The following is a 25560-nucleotide window of genomic DNA, read 5'->3' on the forward strand; positions in this document are numbered from 1 at the left end:
TGCTCGCGCGTTATTCCCCGGTGAGCAGTTGGTCGTCGTCGGGCCCCGGCGGCCGTGCGCCATTACGTCGGCGATCGGCCAGGACCCAGCTACCGTCGAACAACTGCAGGGGGAAACTCTCACTCCTGCTCTGGCGTCGTTCGACGAATCCTGTGTCCTTGTCGGCTGCGCGCCGGCTTTCTCGCTTGATGCCCATCAGGTCGAGGACTGCGCGGGCCAGTTCCGCCAGGGGAAAAGGCTTGAACAGGATATGGCTGACACCCAGTTGGCTGGCCCGCTCACGGACCTCGGCGGTCGGGTGGGCGGTGATCAGCACGAAATGACAGCGCGTACCTTGTTGGCGCACAGTCTCAAGAACCTGAAACCCCTCCATATCGGGCAAGCGATAATCCAGCACTACCACTTCGGGGCGGGTGCGTTCGGCAGCGCCGATGGCACTGGCTCCGTCGTGGGCAACATGGACGTCGAGGCCTTGCAGAACCAGGTAATCCTGGATATTGCCGGCAAGGGTCTGTTCGTCATCGACTACCAATACTCTGTTCACCAAGGTCCACTCCCTGAAGCATCGCTGGCCCGGTTTCCCGGCCCGGCACGAGTGCGGCCTTGTAGAGGCTTACGCATGCTTCGTGCCAGACGTGATACGGCGCAAATCACTGTGCTATGTCGTTGATTCTGTAAGCATAGACGCAAACGGGTGCTAGCCCCTTCCCCAATCCCGGGGGACAGATGGCGTTTTGCCCCTAGTGCTGCCCCCAATAGTGGGGGCGGCGCTGCGCTCAGTCGATACGCTGCAGTTGACCGCTGTCGCGCAAGCGTTGCAACAACGCCTGACGCGCCTGCGTCTGCAGTTGATCGATAAGAAGGGTTTTAGCCATTGCAAGTCCTTGCTCCCGTTGGACAGGGTCGCCCTGGCTTTGGTTCTGCCCACCCGCAAAGGTTTTCGCGTTGGCTTGATAGAACGCCGACACCTGCGCCGCGCTTGGCTCCGGCACGCGGCTGGCAGCCACGAACACCTGCTGCGCGGCCATCTCCTGACGGGTGTAAGCGGCAAAGCTCTGGGGGTCGAAACCGGCATCGGCCAGGCGCCGCTCGAACACTTCATTGCTGCCGAACGCCTGGCGCAGGTGGCCGATGCGCGCCTCGACCTCGGCATCACTGACCGCCACGCCCTGGCGCTGGGCCTCCTGCCACAGCAGCTCGCGGTCGATCAGGTCGTTCAGCGCCTGTTCGCGCAGGCGCTTGTACACGCTGGGGTTGCGGATACTGGTCAGCGCCCTGCCCTGGTCCTCAAGATACTCGGCAAAATAGCGCTCCAGGCGCATCTGGCTGATCTCCACGCCGTTGACCCGCGCCGCCGGCGGCCCGTCCGCGGCGTGCAGCGATACAGCCAACAGGCACAGCAGCAACGGCATCAGGCGGTTCATGGCGACCTCGTCTCAAGGACACTCTGGTAAGCGGCAACCGGATAGAACACCGGGCCGGGCATTTCAACGGTGACCACATGCGCACCGTTCAGGCCCTGGCGCCGGCCCGGGCCAAAGCCCAGGGCCGGGGTCAGCCCGGTGTGCACGTCGTGCAGGCCTTCGAGGGCCTGGGTGAGTTTCTCGCGGCTGGCATCACGCCCGGCGCGCTTGAGCGCTTCTTCAAGCAATTGCATGGCGCACCAGGTACTGACCTGCAACAAGCCTTGGCGGCCATCCAGGCCCTGGCGCTGGCGCAGGGCGGTGAGCGCCTCGCGGCCCTGGGCGGTCCAGTCGCTGGGGATGAACGGATAGGCCAGGAACACCCGCCGCGACCACGCCTGTGGTACCAGCAGCAGCTCGCTGGCGACCTGGCTTGAGGCGGCGAACAGGTAAGGCGTGCGCCCGGCCTGCTGCAAGGCGTCGGTCAGGCGGCTGAAACCCGAGGCCTTGCCGAGATAGAACAGCGCCTGCCCGGTCGGCGCCTGCTGCTCGAAGGCCTCGACCTTGACCTGGCTCCAGCCGCGCGCCAGCAAGGCCTCGCGTAGATTGGCCGCCCGCGCGGCCTGGCTGGCCTCGGCATAGACGATAGTCACCTGGGCCTGCTGCAACGACAGGCTGCCCTGGGCATAGTCAGCCAGGCTCAGCAATTGCTCGCGCAGCCCGGGCAAGGGGTCGAACACCTGGCGGCTGCCGGCCAGCTGCGGGGCGGCGCCGATCAACGGCAGGCGCGCCTGCTCCAGGCGCGCGGCCAGCGTGGCATCAAGGGCCGGCGCCATCGGCGCGACCAGGGCGAATACCCGCTGCTGGTCGATCAGTTGCGCCAGCGCCTGCTCGGCACTGGCCTGGTCGGGGCCGGGGTCGAGGTTGACCAGCTGCAAGCTGCGGCCATGAATGCCGCCCTGGCGGTTGATCTGCTCGATACGGTCAGCCAACACCGCCGCCACCACCCGCGCAGGCGCGGCCAGGGCGCCCTGGGTCGGCAGCAAGGTGCCCAGGCGCAGGGTCTGTTCCTCCAGCCCCGGGTCGCGGTCATCGGCCAGGCGCTTGAGGTAGGCACTGAGGTCGCGCTGGTCGGCCATGCTCAGGACAAAGCGCGGCATCGCCGGGTCCAGGCGGTTGCCGGCCGGGTCGCGGCCCTCCTGGATGGCGCGGGCCAGGCTCGCCTCGGTGTAGACCGGATAGCGGCGGCCATTGACCTCGCGCATGCCCTGCCCGCCAGCCAGGCGCTGCCAGTTCAACGAAGGCGGACGCACTCCGCCCTCGGCCCGGCCCAGGCCATCGTTGCCGTGGCAACTGGCACAGGGTACGACGCTGGCCGGCACCAGCATGTCGGCGGCGCCAACCCGCGCCGACACCTGGGCATCGCTGCTCGACAGGCCTTCGCGGTACAGGCGCTTGCCCGCCAGCTCCTGCGGGCTGAGCTCGAGGGCGCAGGCCAGCGGACTGACCAGCAGCACGCTCAGCAGCAGGCCGATAGCCAGGCGCGCGGCCATGGCTCAGCGCCCCGCCAAGGGTTGCGACAGCAGTTGCAGACGCTGGGCGATGGCTTGCGCCGGCGCGTCCGGGCGGATCTTGCTCCAGCGCTTGTTGGCCACGTCGCCGGCAATCAACTGGGTCGAATGCTGCTCGGGGCTTGGAATCAGGTGGCCCAGGCGCGCCAAGACTAGGTCCATCTGCGCCTTGTCACCGGTGAGGAACAGCCAGTTGGCGCTGTCCACCCCCTGTTTTTCGGCAAAGGCCTTGAGCACCGCCGGGGTGTCGTTCTGCGGGTCGCTGCTCAGGGAAATGAACGTGACCTTGCTGGCTGCGTCTTCGCCCAGGGCTTCGCGCACCTCGCGCAGCTTGCGGGTAATCAGCGGGCAGGCGTCGTTGCAGTGGGTGAAGATCACATTGAGCAGCACCACGCGGTCTTTCAGGACGTCTTGGTAAAAGCGCAGGTTACGGCCGTTCTGGTCCTGCAGCACGGTGTCGGTGAAGTACGTGCGGGCGTCGCGGGTCCCGCCCTCGGCCGTCGCCGGGGTGGCGTTGGGCGGTGGTGCGCCATGGCCTTCATGGGCCAGGGCCACTGCGCTGAGGATCCACAGGCACAGCGCCAGGGCCAGCCAGTCGGTGCTGCGCATGCCACGGCTGACGGCGCTCATGGTTGCACCTCCTGGGCAATGGCGGTGTGCTTGGCGTGCACCCGGCGGGCGCTGAGGCGGTCGATCTCGCTGATCAGCAGCTGTGGGTCGGTAAAACCGTAATAGCGCGTCCAGTGGCCGCTGTGGCCGTCACCGACGAGGATCAGCGGCGGATGCTGGCCTAGGTCGGCGCTGAAGCTGCCCAGGCCCTTGAGGGTTTCGTTGATGGCATACGGGGTGCCGGTCAGCCAGCTCCAGCCCGGGCCGTTCTGGAACGCCTGGGCGTAGCCGAGCAGGCGCTTGGGATCATCGCGCTGCGGATCGACGCTGATCGACACCAGTTGCACTTCGGTGCCGACCCGGCCGCCCAGCTGCTTCTGCACCTTGGCCATGATCGAGGAAACCACCGGGCACACCGTGGTGCAACTGGTGTAGATAAAGCCCATGACCACCAGGTGATCGGCCACCAGGTCCTTTTCCAGGCGCACCGGCATGCCGTTCTGGTCGAGCAACGAGACATCGGCAAAGCGCACCGAGGTCTTTTCCTGGTGGGCGGCGGGCGCGCCATGGCCGCTGTGGTCGACACCGTTGTGGGCCTGGGCGATACCGCAACTGGCGGCGAGCAGGCAGAGGCTGAACAGTCTGCAGCGATCGAGCAGTTTCATTGCACACTCCTTGGTCCGGCGTCGGATGCTTGCTGTGCGCCGGCGGGCATTACCCGCAGGCTGGTGTAGTTGTTCTCGGCAAAGCGCTTGCCCAATGACGGCGCCTGCACGTGCAGGTACCAGGCACCGGCTTCAAGTTGTTCCAGCGGCGCCTCGTAGATGCCCTCGCCCACTTCGCGGACCACGCTGGTCCGGGCTCGCGAGGTGGGCGCGAGAAAGTAGCGCAGGCTCAGGTCCTTGATTCCGGTGCGCGGCGTGCCGTTGCCCTCGCTGATGCGAAAGCGCGCGATCAGCGGCCGGCCCTGGTCGACCACCGAGGGGCCGATAAGGAACTCCACCCGTGGCGTCTGCCGGTGCGGGGCGCTGCTGGAAGCCGCCACTTCGGTACTGAAGCAGTGAATGATCTGCGGCTGGTTGAGCAAAAAGGCGACATCGAAGGTACCGGCGGCCGGCAGCTTGATGGTCGAGCTGTACACCCCCGGCGCCACCTCGCGCAGGCTGCGGTCGATGACCAGCGCGGCGCGGGCGCTGTGGCCACGGTTGGCGTAGCCGGACATCGGCGCGTTCATGCCTTCGGCGTAGAAGTAGGTGGTGTTGTCCACCGGGTTGACCACAAACACCGAGTTCTCGTCGCGGGCCACGGTCAGGCCCTGGGCCAGCGGCAGGTCACCGGCCTGGCGCGGCGCCGCGGGCCCGGCTTCGAAGCCCTGGACGATCGGCTGGCGGCCTTCGCCGAGGCTGCTGAGGTTGATCATGCTGACCTTGGGCGAGGCCAGGCCGCGGACATAGGCATAGGCCTGGGTGAAGGTCAGCTGGTAGGGCTCGGCGGCCACCGGCAGGCTGTGGATCAGCCGGTCGCTGCTGGCATCGATGACCATGGCCTGGCTTTGCAGGGTGTTGAGGACGATGCCGAAGCGCCCGTCATTGCTGAAGCGCATCGGCCCCAGGCCCTGCTTGCCTTCGATCAGGTGGCGCTGGGTGTGGCTGCGGGCATCGATGACGCTGATGCTGCCGTCGCGGCCATCGGCCACGTACACCGCCTGGGACAGCGGCGAATAAGCCACCGACAAAGGGTGCGAGCCGACCTTGAGGGTTTTCACCAGGCGCATCTCGCTGGCGTCGATCACGCTCAGGGTGCCGCTGTCGCGGTTGCTGACAAAGGCGTAGCGCGAATCGCTGCTAAAGGCGATTTCGTGGTGACCGGCGCCGGTGGCGAAAAACTTCAGAGTCTTGCGGCTGGGCACGTCGATCACTGTCACCCCGCTGCTCTGGGCGTCGCGGGCATTGTTGCCGACCCACAGCAGGCGCTGGTCGGGCTGCATCGCCAGGCGCAGCGGCTGCTTGCCGGCCGGCAGGTTGGCGACGCGCTGGAAGGTCTCGGTATCGATCAACGCCACCTCTCCGCGCTCCGGCATCGACACGTAGACCTGCTTGTCATCCTTGCTCGCCACCCAGTCCATCGGTGTGCCCGGCAGTTCGATGCGCGCCAGGGTGCTGGTGACCCCGCCCACCGACACCGACGGATCAATCACCGTGAGGCTGGCGTCCTTGTTCAGCACCAGCAGGAAGTAGCTGTTCAAATCGAGCAAGGGCCGTGCGCCGATGCTGCTTTTGAGAAACAGCGCCACCCGTGCCTTGCAACTGGTGCTGCGGTCCTTGGCCGCTTCGCCGGTCAGCGCCGGGTCCAGCCAGGCGCCGGGGGATACCCCCGACAATGGCTGGCCGCTGTTCTGGTCGGTGATCTTGAAGCGCACATTGGCGAAGCTGCCTTCGGTCAAGGTCCCGCCGCTGCCCAGCGGCCGCGCCTCGAACTCGACGCTGACGCCGTCGCGGCTGAAGCTATGCAGGCCCTGGGGGTCACCTTCGACCTGCTCGCTGCGCGGGTCGCACCACAGGCTTTCGTAACTCACCCCCAGGCCGATCAGGGTCAGGCCCACCAGCAGGCCCAGGTACAGCGGTCGATTCTTATTGTTCATGACCTTCCCCTCACTCACTGTGCTGGCGGCGTGGCCGGTGGTGTTTCGTTGGTCACCCGCAGGATCCCCCACAACCCGGAGGCGTTGCCGTAGGCGGCGTAGTCGCGGAACAGGTAGTCACCCGGCACCGCGTTGCTGCCGCCGGCGCTAGGCAGCATGAAACTGAAGTGCGCGGCCGGCAGCACGCTCTCCTGGGCGCCGATGTACATGGCCTGCGGGTTGTAGCCAAAGCGCACCGAACCGATACCGGGCTGGTACATCGGGTAGCCACCGGGGTCGGCCTTCTCCGGCTGGTAGGCGTGCAGCGGCCACAGGTGCCCGTCGAGCTGGTAGGTAATGCCGCGGCTGCCGCCGGTGGGCATCAGCACGTGGTTGCGCAGTGGCTGGCCAGGCTTGGCCCAGAGCACCGGGGTTTGCGGATCGCCGCCGACCAGGGCGTTGCTGTAGGCCATGTGGGCATTGGCTACATCGGCCCAGCCATTGCCATCGGCATGGCCGAACGGCGCATCCGGGGCCAGGCCGAAGCGGAACCACAACGGCTCGGTCTTGTAGTTGATGGCCATGTTCGAGTTGTCCTTCGGATCGCCCGGCACGCCGTTGCCTTCAGTGGCAATGCCCTCCACCGGCCGGCCATCGGCCCAGCGCATGTTCAGCGAGCGTTGCCAGAGGGTGGCGAAGTCGCGGTAGGCGGTTTGCCCCGGCACCTGCACGGTGGCCGAGGCGCGGCTGGCCGTGTCTTCGCTCCAGGTGGCACCCAGCGGCAGGATGCTCATGGCGCCGATCAAGCCCTTTTGCCCCTGCTTGATGACATCGGCCGGGGTGATGTTCAGGCCGCCGAACTCGATGGCGGTGGTGTTGATGTTGTCCACCGCACGGCCCATCTGCAGCACCGGCTTGCCTTCGCGCTCCAGGTGCCCGGCGTAGTACTGGTAGACCTTGCTCGGGTAGGCGCCGCTGTTGCCGGCCCGTGGCGGCACGGTCTGCACCGGGTTCTGGCCGACGTTGGCGCCGTCCGACTTGGTGATGTCGTAGGCCAGCAACTGGGCATGCAGGCCGACATGGCTGGAGGGCCGCATGAGGTTGTTGTTGAAGGCGGTGGAGCCTTCACTGCCATTGCGGTCGCGCTTGACCACGTTCTGCATCACGGCGGTACTCGGCAGGTCGGGCATGACCAGCGGCAGGCGGTTTTCCAGGGTGACCTTCAGGCACTCACCGGCAGCGGCGCGCAGCACCAGCGGCTCGATCGGCACACCGGGCTTGAGCTTGCCGGTGCCCGGGTCGAGGTCGGCCTTGCGCACATAGAGGATTGCCGTCGGGTCGTGCAGCGGGCCGCTGTGGCCGCCGATGGTGAAGGTCTCGCCATCTTCGGAGTCGGTCACCGTCACCTGCGGGATGCTGGTGCGCCGGCTGTTGTACACCAGGGTGCCGCCGTTGGCCTTGAGCGGGCCGCCGACGTGCTGGCCGGCGCCGGCCGGGTCGGTGATGCTCACACCCAGCGAGTTGGCGAGGATATCGTTGGCCAGGGCGGCGACGATTTCATAGCTGCGCTGCACCGTTGGCCGGGTGCCGATGCCATTGGTGTTGGCGGTAAAGCGCGGGCAGATGCCGTCAAACGCCACGGTATTGCGCGCCGCCATCGGCAACGGGTTGTTGGGCAGGGCAAACAGGTCGTTGCGGCTGTTGCTGTAGTTGCGCATAACGCCCCATATGCCATTCCAGTAGCCTTCGTGGGCGGCGTCCAGCGAATACAGGTAGTCACCGTTGGGCGCCGACGCGCTGGAGATCATCGACACCGGTGCCATGAAGCCCAGTTGTTCGGAGATCCCGACCATCTGCGAGGCCTTCCAGCCGGAGTTCGAGCTGTTGCCGAAGCCCGAGCCGTTCTGCAGCCATTTGACGCCATGCAGGGTCACGTTGTGTTCCTCTTCATGGCCACCGGCATGCATGCGCAGGCGCACGTTGTCGCCAGAGTAGGTGCGCAGCATCGGCGTGAACGGGTCGCCCGGCTCGGCCCCGGCGGCGTTGATGTGCGGCGGGAACAAGGTGGTGCCACCGGTTGGCCCCACGGCTGAGGTAACAGCCGCCGGCGACAGGTTCATCGCCGGGATGGCGCGGTCGGTGCGGCTCTGCATGGCATAGGCGAGATCGCCGGCCAGGCCGTCGGCCTGCATGCCGCGCTTGCCGTCGGGGGCGACCTTGTTGGGGTCGTAGACGCGCAGGGCCAGCGGCTCGTTGCGGTAGTTGACGACGAACATGCCCGGGTCATCCACCGAGATTGCCTGCGGGCAAGGCCGGCTCGGGCAGCCCGGGTTGAGCCCGCCGCGCGACTCGACCACCGATTCCAGCAGGTTCGAAGCCTTCTGCCGCACCGGCGGGTTGATCGCATAGCGGAAGCTGTCGGCGCTGGCCGGGTAAGCCTGGGCATTGGGGATGCCGTCCGGGCCGGCGCCGACGTAAACACCGGCCTCATAGGCGTGCTGGAAGTCGCTGTACTCGAGGAAGAACTCGCGGTAGCTGTCGTTGCGCCCGTCACCATCGAGGTCGCCGGTTTTCACCACCGCCTGCCACGAGGTCGGCCCGCCGTCTTCGCGCAGGGCGCTGTTGTACAGCAGCTCGCCGGTTTCGGCGTGGTACCAGGTAGAGCCGGCAGGCTCGGCCAGCACGGTGGCGTACAGGCCCAGTTGCTGGTGGGTCGATGGGCCGAGGTGGTCGTGGGTAAAGATGGTGCCCAGGCCACGGTCGACGTTGTGCACGTTGACCACCGGGTCGACGAACCAGCGCTGCATGGCCGTGCGCGCGCCCAGCCAGTCGGCGCGCCCGTAGCGGCCGAAGAACGGGTGCGCCTTGGCCACCGGGCACTCGGCCGTGCCTTCGCGCGGGTCGCCGGCGCGGCACTCGTTGAACTCGCGAATCGCGTGGATACGCTCGACCACGGTGCCAGGGGAAAGGATACCGTCCTCGTAGTTCCAGCCGTTGGCCGAACCATCGGCGGCGGTCAAGTCCCATTTGGGCAGGTGGATGTGCTGGCCGATAACGTCGGTTGGCGTACGCACCTGGTAGTCGTCCATTTCATAGTACGAGGGGATCAGGTTGGTGTGCTGGTACATCACGCAGTCGAAGGTGTTCATGCGCATCACCAGCGGCTCCGGCGGGCGCTGCTTGTTGATCACCGCCCAGGCGTCTTCCCAGAGGCTGATGATCCGCGCCTGCGGGAAGTGGTAGCCGACCTTGTTGTACACCGCGTCGAACTGGATGTTGGCGCCCTTGTAGATGCGCGGGCGGTCGGCGGTGAAAGTCGAGCTGCCGGTAAAGCTCATGCCGTCCAGGCGCTCGCCGCTGTTGAACTCACCGGCGCCGGACAGTTGGGTCAGGCGCTTGGCGCGATCATCCATGCACGGCTCGTAGTACGGCGCGCCGGCGGTAGGTGCGGCGCCGTTGGTGCGAAAGTTGCGCGCCACGGTCTGCTTGCCAGGCAGCACGGCATAGCTTGGGTGCTCCAGTTTGGAATGGAAGCTCATCGCCGCCTGTTCGACGTCGGTACCCTCCTCGGGCAGGAACACCGCCTTGGCCTTGGTGATGGCCTTGGTGAAGTCCAGCGCAGTGGTGGTCACCAGCGCCTCGCCGCCGGCCGACAGGCCGTCCAGGGCATGGCGTGGCAGGCCGCCGTCCCAGCCACCGACCTGGGCCGGGTCGAGGTTGGCCCACAGGGCGTTGCCGGAGTTTTTCAACTGTTGCGCCTTGGCCGGGTCGAGCATGTCCAGCGGCGGGGTTGGCGGGCGCTGGCCGACGGTGTTTTCCATGCCGCCGATCCAGAACGGGAAGCCCGGGTTCTTCAGGCTGCCGTCGGCGTTGCGGTTGGCCTCGCTGCGATCGACCAGGGCCAGCGAGCCGACTGCGCGCGGCGCGGCGTCGTCATGGCCAGCGTCATCATCGCCCTCTTCTTGCTCATCGTCGTCATGGTTTGCGGCAACCAGGGTTTGCGCCAGCTTGGGAATCACCGCGACCTTGCCGGGCATCGGCGCCATGGCCTTGCCGGGCAACGGCACGATGGCCGGGATTGGCGTACCGGCGACGATCTCGCCATCCGGCAAGGCCCGGGCGCCCGCGGCCGGCTTGCCGCTGCGCAAGGCGAACGGCACGCTGTGATAGCCGTTTTCGCTCTGCCCGGAGACTTCCAGGCGGGTGCCTTCTTCGAACACATCGTGGACCCGCCACATGCTCCACATACCCTGGGCAAAGTGCGGGTAGAAGTGGCAGTGATAGATCGCATCGCCGGCCACGCGGTTACGATTGCCCGAGCCGCCGTTGGCGATTTCGTAGGTGTAGCCGACACCCGGGCCGATGCCCTGGGCGTCGACATAGTCGGAGTTGTCGTCATTGGGGTTGAACAGCCACTGGTGGCCGTGCAGGTGAAAGATGTGCTGCTCGTGGCCGTTGTGGGTGTTGCGGAACTTGACCATGTCACCGATGTAGCTGTGGTTGACGTTGGCCGGTTCCGCCGGGTACAGGGCCATGGTCGCCTTAACCCCGACCTGCTCGGCGCTCGGGGTCTGGCCCGGGCGGATGTTCTCCAGGCCGACGTTGGCCGGTACGTCCACCAGCATCGCCACGTCGCCGACGGTGTGCGAACTCAAGAAGAACTCTTCATAGGCGCATGACAGGCAGTCATGCATCGGCCCCACGCCCAGGCGGTTGGCCACAACCTCGGCGCCCATGCCGCCGGAGCCATAGTTGATCATGAACGAGTCGCGGGTCGGCTCCAGCACATGGCCCATTACCGGGTCTGCCCAGTAACCGGGGAAGGCCTGGGTCGAGGCGGCTTCGTCGGTGAACTGCGCGGCGAAATCACGGAACGGCTCCAGACGGTTGGGGATCGCCGGGTTGCGTTTGCCGATGCTTTCCAGCGGGTAGGTCGAGGCCGGGAAACTGCCATCGGCGTTGGGGCCCATGACAATTGCGTCGGATTCGCTGGAGATGATCTCGTTGCCATCGGTCATGGCAATGATCGGCGAACCGGCCTTGCCTTCGCGGATCCACGGCTCCTGCTGCGGGTAGCGCGCCTGGTAGTCGACGATCGGCTGGCCGGTGGGGGTGCGACCGCTGCTGCTCAGGCGCATCTCTTCTTCGGTCAGGGTATTACGGAAGGTGCGCCCACCTTTGGGCACCACCACCACCTGGCCGAACAGGCCATTGGCGACGTTGCCGGCACCGCCCTCGCCGCCAAAGGTCGCGCCCTGGCTGGTGGCGGCAAACGCGCCTTCACGCTCGGCGTAAAGGGTGTAGGAACGGCTGGCGCCGGGGGCGATCAGGAAGTTGCCGTTGCGCCCGGTATTGGCGGCGATGTCACCGATACTGTTGACCGCCTGCATGCCGTTGACCTGAAAACCGACATGACGGTCGCTGACCTGCTCGTCGGCGACAAAATGCTCGCCGCCCTGCTCGTTGCCCTCGCCGGCTTCGTTCTCAGCGCCTTCGTTTTCCTCGCCTTCGACCTCGTTCTCTTGCTCGTGGTCGATGCCGTGCTTGTTCGGGTTGGCCTGGTAGGCCAGCAGGTTTTGCAGGTTGATGGTCAGGCAGTCGCCCGCCGCCACCCGCAGCACGATCGGCCGCGGGCGTTTGTCCGGGCGCAGGCTGACTTTGCCCGGTACCGCGGCGCCGCCAGTGGCCAGCGACACCTGGTGCTCGTCGACCACGTCGCGGCGCAGGGCGAACATCATGCCGTTGGCGTTCTGCGCACCGAGGCGGTTGAACATCAGTGGCTGATCGAGCGCCACCACATTGGCCACCAGGTTGCGCTCGCAGCGCACGGCAGCTTCGCTGAGCGGTTGCCAGGCAAGGCTGGCGGCCGCAAGCAGCAGTGAAGTCAGGACTGAGCCTTTGATTGGAGTCATCATGGCGTGCCTCGGTGGTGCAAGGGGACTCTGGAGGGGCCGGAGCAAGGCCCATGCCAAATTTTTTATTGTTGTTTTTCAGTAGCTTATAAAGCTGAATGAATCTTGATTGGGGGTGATTCCCCGGTATTCCCCACTAATCGGGGGTTGCCTCATCGCGGGGCAAGCCCGCTCCCACAGGTTTTGCGATTACAAAGGCGCATCCACCGCCAGGCCCTGCAGCCGCCGGTACTGGCGCAGCACCTTGGGCACGTAGCGCTGGGTTTCGGCAAACGGCGGTACTACCCGACCGCGACGCAGCACCGCATCTGGCCCGGCGTTGTAGGCGGCCACGGCCAGGGTGATGTCGTTGTCGAACAGGGTCAGCATGCGCTTGAGGTAGCGCGCCCCGCCCTGCACGTTCGCGGCCGGGTCGAGGACATTCTTCACGCCCATTTCCTTGGCGGTGTCGGGCATCAGCTGCATCAGCCCGGCCGCGCCGCTGGTCGAGCGGGCGTTGGGGTCGTAGCGCGATTCGGCCTGGATCACTGCGTGCAGCAAGGCCGCCGGCAGGTCGTTGGCCTGCGCCGCTGCCGCCACCACTTCGGCGTAGGGCATGCCGGTGATCAGTTGCGGGCCGTTGCTGGCCAGGCTCACGGCCTCGCTGATGACCCGCTGGTAGGTTCGCCCCGGCCGGTGGACGTTGCTCAACACATAACTGCCATCGGCCTTGATCGAGATGTACACATCGGCCTGAGCCGGATTGCCTGTGGCCAGCCAGGCCAGGATTGCCGCAGTGAGCCAGCGCATCGTGCCACCCTCCCCGTTGCGTCCCCCAGAAAGTGGGGCATATGCCCCGATTGCCAGGGCGTTACCCTTCTGACGCAAGCACTGTGCCGCCTTGCCAGGCCCGTGCGGCAAAGGCCCGGCGCAGACGCGCACGGCAATTGCATAAGGCCTTGCAGCGCACCTGTGGAGGGCCTGGCTATGAACAACAACCATCGCGCGCAACGCGGCTTCACCCTGCTCGAACTGCTGGTAGTCCTGGTAGTGCTGGGCCTCTTGGCCGGCATCGTTGCCCCCAAGTACTTCAGCCAGCTGGGGCGCTCGGAGGCCAAGGTCGCCCGGGCGCAGATCGAAGGCCTGAGCAAGGCCCTGGACCTGTACCGGCTGGAAGTGGGGCATTACCCCAATTCCGAGCAAGGCCTGCAGGCACTGGTGGCGGCACCCAGCGACGAAACCCGCTGGTCGGGCCCGTACCTGCAGAAAAAGGTCCCGCAAGACCCTTGGGGGCGTAACTACATCTACCGCCAGCCCGGTGAAAACGGTGAGTACGACCTGCTGTCGATGGGCAAGGACGGCCAGCCCGGTGGCGATGGCGAAAATGCCGAGATCACCAGTTGGCAATAACCGGAGGGCTTGCGCATGCGCTATGAACTCAAGGCCCTGGGCAAGGCCGGGGTGGTCTTGCTCCAGGTCGACGCCCAGGACCCGGGCCAGGCCCGCGAGCAGGTCGAGCAACAAGGCTTGCGGGTGGTCAGCGTGCGCAGTTGCCAGCGCCTGGCCGGTCTGCGCTGGCGGCGTGGCGAGGTGTTCAACCTGGTGCTGTTCAGCCAGGAGCTGACCACCCTGCTCAATGCTGGCCTGCCGCTGATCGACGCCCTCGAGAGCCTGGCCGAAAAAGAGACCGCGCCCCAGGCACGCAAGACCCTCGGCGAACTGGTGCGCCTGCTGTATGAAGGCAAGTCGTTCTCCCAGGCCCTGGCGCAGTTGCCCAGCGTGTTCCCGCCGCTGTACGTGGCACTGGTGCAATCGAGCGAAAAGACCGGCGCCCTGGGCGATGCCCTCGGCCGCTATGTTGCCTACCGCCAGCGCATGGACGAAGTGCGCCAGAAGATCATCAGCGCCTCGATCTACCCGCTGCTGCTGTTGCTGGTCGGCGGCGGCGTGGTGCTGTTTCTGCTCGGCTATGTGGTACCGCGTTTCAGTCTGGTGTTCGAAGGCCTGGGCACCGAGCTGCCGTGGATGTCGCGCTGGCTGATGCAGGCCGGGATGTTCCTGCACGCGCATCAGCTGGCCATGGCCAGCAGCTTTGGCCTACTCATGGCGCTGCTGTTCATGCTGCGTCGCGAGCCGCGGGTGCGGCGCTGGCTGAACCGCCAGCTGGAACGCCTGCCGGCCCTGCACAAACGCCTGGTGATGTATGAGCTGGCGCGGTTCTACCGCTCGCTGGGGATCCTCCTGCAGGGCGGCATCCCGATTCTCACCGCCATGGCCATGGCCCGCGGCCTGCTCGGCGCGGCCAGTGGCCTGCGGCTGGAGCAGGCCTGTGAACGGGTCAAGGAAGGCCAGTCGCTGTCGGCGGCGCTGGAGGCCGGGCACCTGGTGACGCCAGTGTCGTTGCGCCTGCTGCGCGCTGGCGAGCAGTCGGGCAACCTCGGGCAGATGATGGAGCGCAGCGCCGACTTCTACGACGAGGAGATCAGCCGCTGGATCGAGTGGTTCGTGCGCCTGTTCGAGCCGCTGCTGATGACCTTCATCGGCCTGCTGATCGGCCTGATCGTGATCCTCATGTACATGCCGATCTTCGAGCTGGCCTCGAGCATCCACTAGCGCAACGCGTGACAATCCAGGGCCCTTGCTGTATAGATTCGGCCACCAAGGGGAGCCCGGCAACGGGCTGAGAAACCGCTGGCATGTGCAGCGCGGTGACCCTTCGAACCTGATCCGGATCATGCCGGCGAAGGGATGGGTATTGTGCACCTGCCTTTTTGCCGGCCTCACTGCGGGGCCGACCATGCCAGCCATCACCGGCCCCGCTGTCGTCACGATAAAAAGGACAACAGTATGACCGCGCGCTTCACCGACAGCCTTCGCCAGCAAAGCGAGCCGAGCTGGACCCAGTGCATCGAACACCGCTTCGTCAATGAACTGCTCGACGGCAGCCTGGCCGACCCTGTGCTGGTCAACTACCTGATCCAGGATCACCGTTTCATCGATGCGTTCCTGACCCTGCTCGGCGCCGCCATCGCCAGCGCCGATACCTTCGAGGCGCGGATTCGCCTGGGGCGCTTTACCGGGGTGATCGCCGGTGAAGAGAACACCTACTTCCTGCGCGCTTTCGAAGCCCTGGGCGTCAGCGAGGCGCAGCGCCTTGAGGCACCGGACTCAGCGCCGACCGCAGGCTTCAAGGCGATCATGCGCGAAGCCGCGGCCACCCGCTCCTACGCCGCCGCCCTGGCGGTGCTCAACGTCGCCGAGGGCCTGTACCTGGACTGGGCGCTGCGGGCCAACAAGCAACTGCCGCCGCGCTTCGAGCACGCCGAGTGGATCACCCTGCACGACAACCCGGCGTTCCAGGACTTTGTCGCCTTTCTACGCGCCGAGCTGGACCGCGTCGGGCCTGCACACGCACAGGTCAGCCGCGACTTCTTCCTGCGCAGCGTGGCGCTGGAACAGGCGTTTTTCGACGCCGCCTACGACATTGAGGGCTAAGCCATGGATATCTTCGAGCGCCTGAAACAGGCCGCCAGCGCCGACTGGCACAGCTACGTCGAGCACGACTTCGTTCGCCAGATGGGCGCCGGCACCCTGGCGCAACCGGCGTTTCGCAAGTACCTGGTACAGGACTACCTGTTCTTGATCCAGTTCGCCCGCTCCTGGGCCCTGGCCGCCTACAAGAGCCGCACCCTCAGCGACATCCGCGCCGCCCAGGCGGGGCTGGCGGCGATTCTCGACGAAACCGAGCTGCACGTGCGCCTGTGCGAGCGTTGGGGGCTGTCGGCCGACGACCTCGCGGCGACACCGGAGCACCAGGCCACTGTCGCCTACACCCGCTTCGTGCTGGACTGCGGCGCCGCCGGCGACCTGCTGGACCTGCACGTGGCCCTGGCGCCGTGCGTGATCGGCTACGCCGAAATCGGCCGCAACCTGACCCCCGACGGCGTTCAGGCACTGGGCGATCACCCTTACCGCGAGTGGATTGGCGAATACGCAGGCGCCGGCTACCAGGGCGTGGCCACGGCTGCGCGTGCGCACCTGGATGACCTGGCCGCGCGAACCATGACCGAGCGCCGCTTCGAGGAACTGGTCAAGGTCTTCGCCCAGGCCTCGCGGCTGGAAGCCGACTTCTGGCAGATGGGGCTGGATGCGGCTGGACAGTAAGGGTCAAAGATTCCACAGGTCAGTAATCGTAGCGATCCACCGCCCGCCGCCGCTCGTTGTCATCGCGCATGTCGTAGTTGGCGGTGGTCTGGATGTTGGTGTGGTGGGCCAGCTTTTGCGCGATCGACAGGTCATGCTCTTCGATCACCCGGGTGATGAACGAGCGGCGAAAATCGTGGGGCATGATCTTTACCCCGACCTGGGTGCCACGCTGGCGGGCGATGTAGTAGATCGCGTGCTTGGTGATGCGCTCGCGGGTGATGTGGCTGCCACGGCGGATGCGGTTGAACAGGAACTCGTCGTCGGCCTGCCCTTCAGGCAACTGCTCGCGGCGAAACGCCAGCCAGGCGTTGAGCTTTGCAAACGCCCAGGGCGGCGCGTACTTGATCAGTTGCTTGTTGCCCTTGCCCAGTACCTGCAGGCTGCGCTCGCTGAAGTCGACCTGGCTGAGGGTCAGGTTGACCGACTCGGACTTGCGCATACCGGTGCCGTACAGCAAGGCGATCACCGCCGCATCGCGCAACCCCTGCGGGCGCGGGTCGGCAGCGCAGGCGTCCATCAGCTCGCGAATCAGGCTGCGCTTGAGGTTGCGCCCGGCCGGCAGGCGCGTGCCCTGGGTCGGCTTGACCGTGCGGATCTTGAGCAACTGCTCCTGACTGATCAGGCTCAGGCGCCAGGCCTCGTTCATTACCCCGCGCACCGCGTTGACGTACAGCGACGAGGTGTTCGGCGCATAGCCGTCGGCGCGCAAGGCCGCCACCAGCGCGGTGACATGCCCGGGCTCGAGCTGGTGCCAGGGCACCTCGGCGATGTCGCAATCCTCGAAGCCCAGGCGGTCGGCAGCATCCTGGAGGATGTACTTCATGGTCAGCTGGCTGGACGGCGCCAGGCGGGCGAGGTATTGCAGCAAGGGGTTTTGCAGTGAATCGGACAAACCGGGAATCCTGTAGAGCGCAGCTGAGGTCAGGGGCCTGCAACGGGCCAGTCTGACTCGTGACAACACCGTGGCCACTGACCTGCATCACAATCAGGTCATTGATTGGCAAGCCTTTTTAGCCACGGCAAGAATCCCGATAGTACCTCATCGACGCCCCCGGAATCGATTGAGGGCATTTTCATGGCACCGCGTCATCCAGGTACAGCTTCACGGTTTCGCGGGTCAGCGACATGACTTCATGGGTCAAACCGTTGAAATCCGTCTCGCCATGCTCCAGGTAGCCGTCACTGCGCTTGACCACATAGGCCACGTGGCCGCGTGGGCGGCCGGTGTCGTTATCGATGATTTGCAGGCGGTCGCTGTACAGCGGCAACGGCTCGATCCGCGGCACCAGGGGCGAACGACCGATGACAATCGGCTCGGGCTGCCACTGCACCAGGCGCTCGCGGTGCCGGGCCACTTCGGTGAGCACCTGGTCGACCGGCAACTGCAGGGTTTTCGAATAGTAGGCATCGTAAAGAAACGCGGTAATGCTCAGCTTGCAGGGGATCTGCGCCTTGTCCGCCAGCAGGCGCTGGATCGCCGGCTTGAGCAGTTCGGTCTGCGTGCTGCGGTCCGGGGTGGTCTTGTAGAAATGCGCGTTGACCACGTAGTTGTAGCCCTTGATTTCGGAGATGCCCTCGAAATCGACACCGCCAACCAGGCTGTAGATCATCGCATGGCCAACGGTGAAATCCTGGTCATCGTCCAGGGCGCAGGTAAACCACTCGCCGATCTGCCCGTCGCCGGTATGCCGTTCGAACAGGCTGATAATCTCTTCGTCGCTGCGAAAGCGCAGGGAGTAAGAACCATCGTGATAGGTGAACGAGGTGAATTCCAGCGGCATCGACTCGATACCGTGGCTGCAACCGCCAAGCGCTAGCGCAGCGCCCAGGGCGCACGCGGCGAGGCCTAAAGAGGGGGCGAACAAAGGGGCGTCATCCATGAGCAAACGAGGCGCGCAAGAATGCCCAAGGCCGCGCCCGCCAGCAAGCATTTCCGCGCCCGCAGCCGGCAACGATGGGCTACAGTTGCCGAGGAACCCCCTGCCCCGAGGCCCCATGGCTTTCCATCGACTGACCCGCACCCACCCGCGCCTGAGTTTTTCTGCCGTTGCCGGCTGCCTGGGCGGCTGGCTGATTCCCGCCGACAATCTGGTGCAGCACATCCTCACTGGCTGGAACATCGGCGTCTGGCTGTACCTGCTGCTGGTGCTGTGGCTGACCCTGCGCGCCAGCCCCGAGAAGGTACGCGAAGTGGCCTGTGTCGAAGATGAAAACGCCGGCCTGGTGCTGCTCACCGTCAGCATCGCAGCGATCGCCAGCCTTGCCGCAGTGACCCTGCAACTGGCCGCCAGCCGCGGCCTTGCCGGTGGCCCGCAACTGCTGCACTACGCCTACACCGGCTTTACCATTGCCGGCTCCTGGCTGATGATCGGCACCATCTTCAGCCTGCACTACGCCAGGCTGTTCTACACCGCCGGCAGCAAGGAGCCTTTGCTGCGCTTTGCCGATGGCGAGCTGAACCCCGACTATTGGGACTTCCACTACTTCTCGTTCACCCTCAACGTCGCCGTGCAGACCTCGGACGTGGGCGTTGCCGACCGGCAGATGCGCCGTATCGTCCTCGCCCACTCATTGGTGGGTTTCGTGTTCAACACCGCGATTCTAGGCTTTACCATCAACATCGCCGCCGGCCTGTTGAACTGACGGCACGCCTTCAAGCACCTGCATGGCGCAACGGGCGATGCGCTGGCAGGCCTGCTGCAAACGGTCGCTGTCGAGCACCAGGCCAAAACGCAGGTGGCCGGCGGCGCTGGGACCGAAGGCGTCGCCAGCGAGCACCGACACCCCATGCTCCTCCAGCAGACGCTCGGCAAAGGCCTGGGCGCCAATGCCGGTCTCGCGGATATCGATCATCACGAACATGCCGCCATCGGGCTTGTGCACGCGGATGCCCGGGCAGCCGTCAAGGCTTGCGCAAACCCGGTCGCGCCGCTCGCGGTAGCGCTCGCGCATCTGCCGCACCTGGGGCAGGTCTTGCTCCAGGGCCACCTGGGCGGCGTCCTGGATAAAATCCGGCAGGCCGTACAGCATGCACAGCGCCAGGTTGCTCAAGTGCTCGGTCAACTGCTGCGGGCCGATCACCCAGCCGACCCGCCAGCCCGACATGGCATGGGACTTGGACAGACTATTGATGGTCGCGCTGCGTTCGGCCATGCCCGGCAGGCTGGCCGGGCTGAAATGCTCGCCCTCGTACAATAACTCGCTGTAGACCTCATCGGAAATCAGCCACAGGTCGTGGTCGATGCACAGCTGCGCCAGGCGCTGCCAGGTGGCCTTGGGCAGGCTGGCGCCAGAGGGGTTGTGCGGGCTGTTGAGCAGCAAGGCGCGGGTGCGCGGGGTAATACGCCGGGCGATGTCGTCAGGGTCGACCCTGAAGCCCTGCTCGGGGCGTACCGGCACCGGCACCAGCCTTGCGGCGCAGGCACCGAACACCGCTTCGTAGGTGACATACATGGGCTCGGCGACGATCACCTCGTCGCCCGGGTCGAACAGGCACTGGGCCACGCCATACAGCGCGCATTGCGCTCCGGCCAGCACCACCACTTCCAGCGGGTCGACCGGCTGGCCGCTGTGGCGGGTGTGATGGGCGGCGATGGCGCGGCGCAGGGCCTCGCTGCCGCGCACATCGGAATAGTGGGTGTGGCCACCGCGCAGGCTGTCGATGGCGGCGTCGACTATTGGTTGCGGGGTGTCGAAGTCCGGGTCGCCAATCGACAACAGGATGATATCCCGGCCCTGGCCTTGCAGTTCGACGGCGCGGTAGTGGATGTTCCAGGCAGCAGCACCGTCACCGGCGATACGTTGGGTGAGCGCGGAATAACGCATGGACGGTCTCCTTGACTGAACCTGGACGCGCCATTGGTCTGAAACTCCCAGGCAAGCATCCCAGCCGACTGTCGGTAAAAATAGCAGAGCGGCGCCATAGCAGGCGGGGAAATATTGCCAGCAAACGTTTGCCGCCAACACCAAAGTGGTCGCCGCGCCTGCCGGGGAACGTGAGCTGGGTCAAACTCTCGACAAACCGTCATCATCCTGGGCCGACACTGGCGCCATCAATGCTATGTTTAGGTTTCCCGCCGGGTCGCACCGACCCGCCCATTCTTGCGTGAGGTTCACCGTACAAGGAGGCCGGCATGAACAAGCTGACGTTCCCCAACGCCTGCCAGATGATGCGCTGGCATTTCCATCCGCTGGGCTTCGAGGCCAGCATGGACGCCCCGCGCAGCATGGTGGCGCGCCTGTTCGACCGGGCCACCGGCGAAACCCTGCTGGCGATTGCCGGCATTCCCTGCGCCACGCTGATGCACGCGGCGGACGTCGAGCGCATCATCGAAGCGGTTGAGGCCGAACTCGACGCCTTCGAACCGTCCTGCAACCTGCGTGCGGTCGGCTGATCAGCTGACAACCCGGGGTTCGCGCCCGCGCTCGATATCGGCAATGAAGCGCTCGGCCGGCTGCGGCTGGCCGAGCAGATAACCTTGCAACGAGTCACAGCCCAGGCGGGTCAGGAAGCTCTGCTGGCGGTCGGTCTCGACCCCTTCGGCGACAATCCGCAAGCCCAGGGCCTGGCCCAGCGCGACGATGGCCGAAACGATGGCAGCGTCGTCGCTGTCCTGCTCCAGGTCTCGCACGAAGCCGCGGTCAATCTTCAATTCGTTGGCCGGCAGGCGCTTCAAGTACATCAGGCTCGAATAGCCGGTACCGAAGTCATCGATAGACAGGTCCACACCCATGTCCGAAAGCCGCTGCAGCACCTGCATGCTGGCGTCGGCATCGCGCATGGCGGTGGTTTCGGTGATTTCCAGGGTCAGGCTGTTGGCCGGCAACTGATGACGCGCCAGCACCCTGGCAACGCTCTCGACCAGCCCGGTGTGGCAGAACTGGATGGCCGACAGGTTAACGGCGATGCGCCAGTTGCTGTGGCCCCGGTCGATCCAGATGCGCATCTGCCGGCAGGCCTCGTCCAGCACCCACTCGCCGATGGGGATGATCAGGCCGGTTTTCTCCGCCTGGATGATGAACCGGTCGGGCAGCAACAGGCCATGTTGCGGGTGTTCCCAGCGCAGCAAGGCCTCGGCGCCGATCGGCTGGCACTCGAGGGCGTCGAATTTGGGCTGGTAGTACAGGCGGAACTGGCCCTGCTCCAGGGCCACGCGCAAATCCTGCAGCAGTTGCAGTTGCAGGCGGGCGTTGCTGTTCATCGACACGTCGAAGAAGCTGTAGCCGTTCTTGCCGGCGCTCTTGGCGTGGTACATGGCCGCATCGGCGTTGCGCAGCAGTTCGTGCTGGTCGATACCATTGCCCGGGTAGAGGACGATGCCGATACTCGCCGAGATCTGCAGGTTCTGTTCAGCAACGCGGAAGCTGCGCGAGATCAGGTTGACCTGCTTGGCCGCCACGCCCACGGCGTCGTCGGCTTCCTGCAGCTCGACCAGCAGCACGAACTCATCGCCGCCGATCCGCGCCAGGGTGTCCTGGCTGTGCAGGTGGCCGCGCAGGCGCAGGGCGACTTCCTTGAGCAACTGGTCGCCCATGTGGTGACCGAAGGCATCGTTGACCGGCTTGAAGCCGTCCAGGTCGATGAACATCAGCGCAAAACAACCGCCCTGCTCGGCCACCTTGCTGATCGCCTGGTCGATACGGTCGGCCAGCAGCGTACGGTTGGGCAGGCTGGTGAGGGTGTCGTGCAGGGCCAGTTGGGTCAGTTCCTGGTTGGCCAGGGTCAGCGAGCGGGCAAGCTCGGCGGTGCGCGCTTCCAGGCGCGCATCCAGCACCGAGGTCAGCAAGGCTGCGGCCAGCACCGCCAGGGTGGTGATCAGCACCAGGTAATCCAGGCCGTTGCCGCTCAGGCCGCCGCCCAGTGCGCCGCAGTAACTGCCTTCGGGGAAGTTCGCCGCGGCCATGCCGGTGTAATGCATGCCGACGATCGCCACGCCCATGATGATCGCCGCGCCGCCACGCAAGTGGCGTACGTACAGGGTTTGCTGGCGCAGGCGGAAGGCGATCCACAACGCCGCTGCTGAAGCGCCGACAGCGATCAGCAACGAGGCGCTGAACAGCGCGGGGTCGTAGTCGATGCCCGGGGTCATGCGCAGCGCGGCCATGCCGGTGTAGTGCATGCTGCTGATGCCGGTGCCCATGATCAACGCGCCAGCGCCCAGTTGCAGCCACGGCAAGGTCGGCTGGCTGACCAGCCACAGGGCGAAACCCGACGACAGCCCGGCGATCAGCAGCGACAGCAGGGTCAGGGTAATGTCATAACCGAGCTCGATCGGCAGGTTCAGGGCGAGCATGCCGATAAAGTGCATCGACCAGATCCCGATGCCCATGGCCAGCGCCCCGCCACCGATCCACAGGTACACCGCACGGCCTTTGGCGGTGTTGATCCGGCCGGCGAGGTCGAGGGCGGTATACGAAGCAAGGATGGCCACACACAGCGAAATCAATACCAGCGACGAAGAGTAACTACCGATCAGCATGAGGCCTTCCACAACCCGTAGACCGGGCACTGGCGAGGCCCGGATAAAAGCCGATGATTGTACTCAACCTTTGGCGAAACGCACGGAGTTTTCGGTGGGTTGGAAAACCAGACCCAGCCAGTAAAAGACAGCGGATAACCTTTGGATTTCCCTCACTAACGCGGGTGACTCAAGGCCAAAGACGGTTGCGCAGCGCCCGTCTCGCCCTTAATGCTGACATTTGCTGGAAAACGCTAACTCGACCTCAGGAACCAACAGGTCAATGTGGTACCCAGACGCTCCGTCGCCAATGGCAACATGAATGCCCTCGACACCTTCATTGAGCTGAGAGTTGAGCTTATAGTCGATAAAACGAGCAATCGTTTGATTCACACCGATAGCAAACTCGGTAAGTTGTAGACCTCTTTTGCCTGCGGCAACTGCCAATAAATCAGAACACTCTTCCCCCGCCACTAAAAAAGATACAACAGTATTATCTACAATCTTCAGAATCGCACCACATTCAGCCACCGAGCGAGCAAGACCTTCAAGTTCACCCTTGAATTCGGAGCGTAGCGCCCAGCCCTCATTCCTTATGACACTCAGCATTCCTGCCACTTGCAACTGCCCAGTAAAACTAAATGGGCAAGGCGCTTCCGCTTGCATATGAGCGTAGTGAACCTCAAAAAACTCAGCGACAGAATGAATGTAGTCCCCTTCTGCATCATCCCTTATCATGGCGTAAGGCACAGCGTCTGAATGGATCAATGCTTGCCCTGTGTTAAAGCCGCCTGAAACAACAATGACATTTGCATCGTCGAGCTTGGCCAAGAGCTTTTCTTGTTGAGCCAACGAAGAACTGAAATCACTTCCAACGATTGCTTTGATCGCATATTCCGCATGCTGCACAGACGCCTCAAAAACATGCAACGCACAAAAAATGCACTTCCTGCCGACCCCGTGTGTGGCAATTTCAAAGGTATGCCTGGATGCCTCTTTCGAAAACGAGAGCACCAGGCTTCTTGGCGGCAACTCGGCCAGTTCCAGCAGGCTCTGTGTGGCGACCCCTCGCCGTTGCAAAATTGATTGAAGCTCAGACGAGTCGGTAACGATGACTGCCTCGCCATTGCGAACCCAGTCAAACCCGGATAGATCAGCAGACATCTGTCACCTCCTTTGTTTCATGGTAGAGAGGCGCGCCTCTCTACCATGACTCACGGTTTAGTCTTCAACATGAGCCCAGGCAAGTGGTGCCCAGCCGAAATTGTCAGGACCCGGCGCCATGCGCTTTAACGTGGACGTTGTAGCTTTCATCGCATTCTCCTTCAGTAAGTTTCGATGGCACCCCTCCAAATGAGGAGCGATCTATTCTTAGGCCTTCAATAAAGCCGATGCAATTATTTTCATCAACTTCCTTAGATTAATTTCAACTACGCCTTTCTGCAGATGTTTAGTCAGCCGTTTAATACATAGCGCCACATGTAGCCGAACACCGAAAGAACCTTCCTTTTCTCTGAGAACCACTTGCCGAAGAAAAAAACCAAGAGTACGTTTTTTGATCTCCCCATGAAAAACAGTTAAACATCACGCCATCCTTAGCCCAGGAACTACAGCGCATGCCTACAAACCGTACAATTCCGACAGAAAAACTAAAATATTCTTTAGAACTTAAAGACCTATCGGAAAAGTCATCGCCTTCTCACGCAATTCATTTGCTGCAGCAGGAAATAATTTCAGGCCTGCGCCACAAAGGATGGCCAGAGGCTCAACTTGTTACCGGGCCCAGAGTCGTGACCGCAGAGGAAAACTACGGCTTGCTGGGATACAGCCCTGACGAAATAACGCTTGGTAGTGCGCACACTCGCTGGGTAGATGAATTGACCTTGTTGCGAACTCAGACCACCAGCCAGATTCCCGCAGCGCTGCAGGCCGCAGCGAGATGCCGGGGCCCTGAAGAACTCATCATGATTGCTGCGCCCGGCATTACCTTCCGGCGCGACACGCGCGATCGCTGGCATTGCGCAGAACCCCATCAGATGGACATTTGGGTCCTCGGCGACCCTGCCCTGTCATCCCGAACCGAACTCCTGCGACTGGTCCGCGATATCCTTCACATTGCGGTGCCGGACATGGCCTGGATTTACAGCGACAGTCCGCATCACTACACCGAAGGCGGAATCGAGGTGAACCTTCTTGCAGAAGAAAATCCGGTAGAAGTGCTTGAATGCGGATGCATCGCCACATCGCTTCTTCAACGCCTGGGTATCGACCCGAATCAACATGGCGGACTGGCACTGGGCATGGGCCTGGATCGCCTGACCATGCTGCGTAAAGGGATTCCCGATATACGACTGCTCAGAGACGAGCATCCCCGCGTGCAAGCGCAGATGCACGACCTTCTTCCCTGGAGCCCCGTCTCCCGCCTGCCTTCCATCACGCGTGATATTTCCCTTGCCGTATCGCCCGGCCAAAGTGAAGAAGAGCTCACTGAAAAAATGCTGGTGGCTGCTGCGGACAGGGCAAACTGGATCGAAGAAATGCAAATAAAAGGACGCTGGGCGGCAAGCGACTTGCCAACTCAGGCAATCGATCGTCTCGGCCTGTTGCCGGGGCAAGAAAACGTATTACTCAGCGTAGTGCTACGGGACAGCTCACGATCTATCGCAACCGAAGAGGCCAATGCGCTTTACGAACGCATTCAGGCGGCGCTGCACGAAGGTACACCCGGCGGCGGATACCGGATGAACCATTGAGCGAGTTTTGTTGCGAGCCAAGCGTAATTGCAGGGCAGCTCAGGCCCCC

The 25560-nt window shown here is 64.3% G+C and carries 20 protein-coding genes and 1 riboswitch; of the genes, 7 read left to right on the forward strand and 13 right to left on the reverse strand.

Annotation, left to right across the window (positions count from 1 at the left end; genetic code table 11):
• Nucleotides 1-10 precede the first annotated feature (10 nt).
• The 8 genes from LOY34_RS14240 to LOY34_RS14275 all read right to left on the reverse strand — a co-directional run bounded on the left by LOY34_RS14240 (nucleotide 11) and on the right by LOY34_RS14275 (nucleotide 12904).
• Complete coding sequence (locus tag LOY34_RS14240) at nucleotides 11-547, reverse strand: response regulator (protein WP_093382246.1); 537 nt, start codon at nucleotides 545-547, stop codon at nucleotides 11-13.
• Between the two features lie 229 nt (nucleotides 548-776).
• On the reverse strand, nucleotides 777-1424 hold the full coding sequence (locus LOY34_RS14245) for a SurA N-terminal domain-containing protein (protein WP_123566611.1): 648 nt from the start codon (nucleotides 1422-1424) through the stop codon (nucleotides 777-779).
• Nucleotides 1421-2956: an ABC transporter substrate-binding protein gene (locus LOY34_RS14250; protein WP_195884248.1), complete on the reverse strand. Its 1536-nt coding sequence runs from the start codon at nucleotides 2954-2956 to the stop codon at nucleotides 1421-1423. Before LOY34_RS14250 ends, LOY34_RS14245 begins: the two co-directional genes overlap by 4 nt.
• Nucleotides 2957-2959: 3 nt before the next feature.
• Nucleotides 2960-3604, reverse strand: coding sequence for an SCO family protein (locus LOY34_RS14255; protein ID WP_230090865.1), 645 nt, complete (start codon nucleotides 3602-3604; stop codon nucleotides 2960-2962).
• Nucleotides 3601-4248: an SCO family protein gene (locus LOY34_RS14260; protein ID WP_093382236.1), complete on the reverse strand. Its 648-nt coding sequence runs from the start codon at nucleotides 4246-4248 to the stop codon at nucleotides 3601-3603. The genes LOY34_RS14255 and LOY34_RS14260 overlap by 4 nt, the downstream gene beginning before the upstream one ends.
• Nucleotides 4245-6224 carry a YncE family protein gene (locus tag LOY34_RS14265; RefSeq protein WP_195884249.1) on the reverse strand — a complete coding sequence of 660 codons (1980 nt, stop codon included), beginning with the start codon at nucleotides 6222-6224 and terminating at the stop codon, nucleotides 4245-4247. The genes LOY34_RS14260 and LOY34_RS14265 overlap by 4 nt, the downstream gene beginning before the upstream one ends.
• Before the next feature lie 14 nt (nucleotides 6225-6238).
• Nucleotides 6239-12118, reverse strand: coding sequence for a manganese-oxidizing multicopper oxidase MnxG (gene mnxG / locus LOY34_RS14270; protein WP_195884250.1), 5880 nt, complete (start codon nucleotides 12116-12118; stop codon nucleotides 6239-6241).
• Nucleotides 12119-12304: 186 nt separating this feature from the next.
• A complete protein-coding gene (locus tag LOY34_RS14275; RefSeq protein ID WP_195884251.1) occupies nucleotides 12305-12904 on the reverse strand; it encodes a lytic transglycosylase domain-containing protein in 600 nt (199 codons plus the stop codon).
• A 177-nt stretch (nucleotides 12905-13081) separates the two neighbouring features.
• Here LOY34_RS14275 and gspG point away from each other — a divergent pair, with 177 nt between their 5' ends.
• The 4 genes from gspG to LOY34_RS14295 all read left to right on the forward strand — a co-directional run bounded on the left by gspG (nucleotide 13082) and on the right by LOY34_RS14295 (nucleotide 16258).
• Nucleotides 13082-13504, forward strand: a complete 423-nt coding sequence (gene gspG, locus LOY34_RS14280; protein WP_045198278.1) for a type II secretion system major pseudopilin GspG — start codon at nucleotides 13082-13084, stop codon at nucleotides 13502-13504.
• Nucleotides 13505-13519: 15 nt separating this feature from the next.
• Nucleotides 13520-14707 carry a type II secretion system F family protein gene (locus LOY34_RS14285; protein WP_093382220.1) on the forward strand — a complete coding sequence of 396 codons (1188 nt, stop codon included), beginning with the start codon at nucleotides 13520-13522 and terminating at the stop codon, nucleotides 14705-14707.
• A gap of 38 nt (nucleotides 14708-14745) precedes the next feature.
• A riboswitch (TPP riboswitch) is annotated at nucleotides 14746-14860 on the forward strand.
• Between the two features lie 81 nt (nucleotides 14861-14941).
• The gene (locus tag LOY34_RS14290) at nucleotides 14942-15589 is read left to right on the forward strand and encodes a TenA family protein (RefSeq protein WP_093382217.1); all 648 of its coding nucleotides are present in this window, start codon (nucleotides 14942-14944) and stop codon (nucleotides 15587-15589) included.
• Nucleotides 15590-15592: 3 nt separating this feature from the next.
• Nucleotides 15593-16258 (forward strand): TenA family protein, encoded by a 666-nt coding sequence (locus LOY34_RS14295; RefSeq protein WP_093382213.1) that lies wholly within the window; start codon nucleotides 15593-15595, stop codon nucleotides 16256-16258.
• Between the two features lie 19 nt (nucleotides 16259-16277).
• Here LOY34_RS14295 and xerC read toward each other — a convergent pair whose 3' ends face one another.
• The gene (gene xerC, locus LOY34_RS14300; RefSeq protein ID WP_093382210.1) at nucleotides 16278-17192 is read right to left on the reverse strand and encodes a tyrosine recombinase XerC; all 915 of its coding nucleotides are present in this window, start codon (nucleotides 17190-17192) and stop codon (nucleotides 16278-16280) included.
• 181 nt (nucleotides 17193-17373) lie between these two features.
• Complete coding sequence (locus tag LOY34_RS14305) at nucleotides 17374-18180, reverse strand: hypothetical protein (protein WP_195884252.1); 807 nt, start codon at nucleotides 18178-18180, stop codon at nucleotides 17374-17376.
• A 115-nt stretch (nucleotides 18181-18295) separates the two neighbouring features.
• Between LOY34_RS14305 and LOY34_RS14310 the strand changes: the two genes are divergently transcribed.
• Complete coding sequence (locus LOY34_RS14310; RefSeq protein ID WP_123566602.1) at nucleotides 18296-18943, forward strand: DUF1345 domain-containing protein; 648 nt, start codon at nucleotides 18296-18298, stop codon at nucleotides 18941-18943.
• Here the strand turns inward: LOY34_RS14310 and LOY34_RS14315 are convergent.
• Nucleotides 18902-20125 carry a pyridoxal phosphate-dependent aminotransferase gene (locus tag LOY34_RS14315; RefSeq protein ID WP_195884253.1) on the reverse strand — a complete coding sequence of 408 codons (1224 nt, stop codon included), beginning with the start codon at nucleotides 20123-20125 and terminating at the stop codon, nucleotides 18902-18904. The two genes, LOY34_RS14310 and LOY34_RS14315, sit on opposite strands and share 42 nt — an antisense overlap.
• 308 nt (nucleotides 20126-20433) lie before the next feature.
• On the opposite strand from LOY34_RS14315, the gene LOY34_RS14320 reads away from it, so the two are divergent.
• Entirely contained in the window at nucleotides 20434-20694 is a 261-nt protein-coding gene (locus LOY34_RS14320) for a DUF1652 domain-containing protein (protein WP_045198261.1), read from the forward strand.
• On the opposite strand, the gene LOY34_RS14325 is transcribed toward LOY34_RS14320, so the two are convergent.
• Complete coding sequence (locus LOY34_RS14325; protein ID WP_093382198.1) at nucleotides 20695-22779, reverse strand: bifunctional diguanylate cyclase/phosphodiesterase; 2085 nt, start codon at nucleotides 22777-22779, stop codon at nucleotides 20695-20697.
• 207 nt (nucleotides 22780-22986) lie between these two features.
• The gene (locus LOY34_RS14330; protein ID WP_195884254.1) at nucleotides 22987-23922 is read right to left on the reverse strand and encodes a hypothetical protein; all 936 of its coding nucleotides are present in this window, start codon (nucleotides 23920-23922) and stop codon (nucleotides 22987-22989) included.
• A 452-nt stretch (nucleotides 23923-24374) separates the two neighbouring features.
• Between LOY34_RS14330 and LOY34_RS14335 the strand changes: the two genes are divergently transcribed.
• Nucleotides 24375-25511, forward strand: coding sequence for a hypothetical protein (locus tag LOY34_RS14335; RefSeq protein WP_195884255.1), 1137 nt, complete (start codon nucleotides 24375-24377; stop codon nucleotides 25509-25511).
• Nucleotides 25512-25560: the final 49 nt, after the last annotated feature.

Origin of the sequence: Pseudomonas sp. B21-009 (assembly GCF_024749345.1) — a bacterium.
GTDB lineage: Bacteria > Pseudomonadota > Gammaproteobacteria > Pseudomonadales > Pseudomonadaceae > Aquipseudomonas.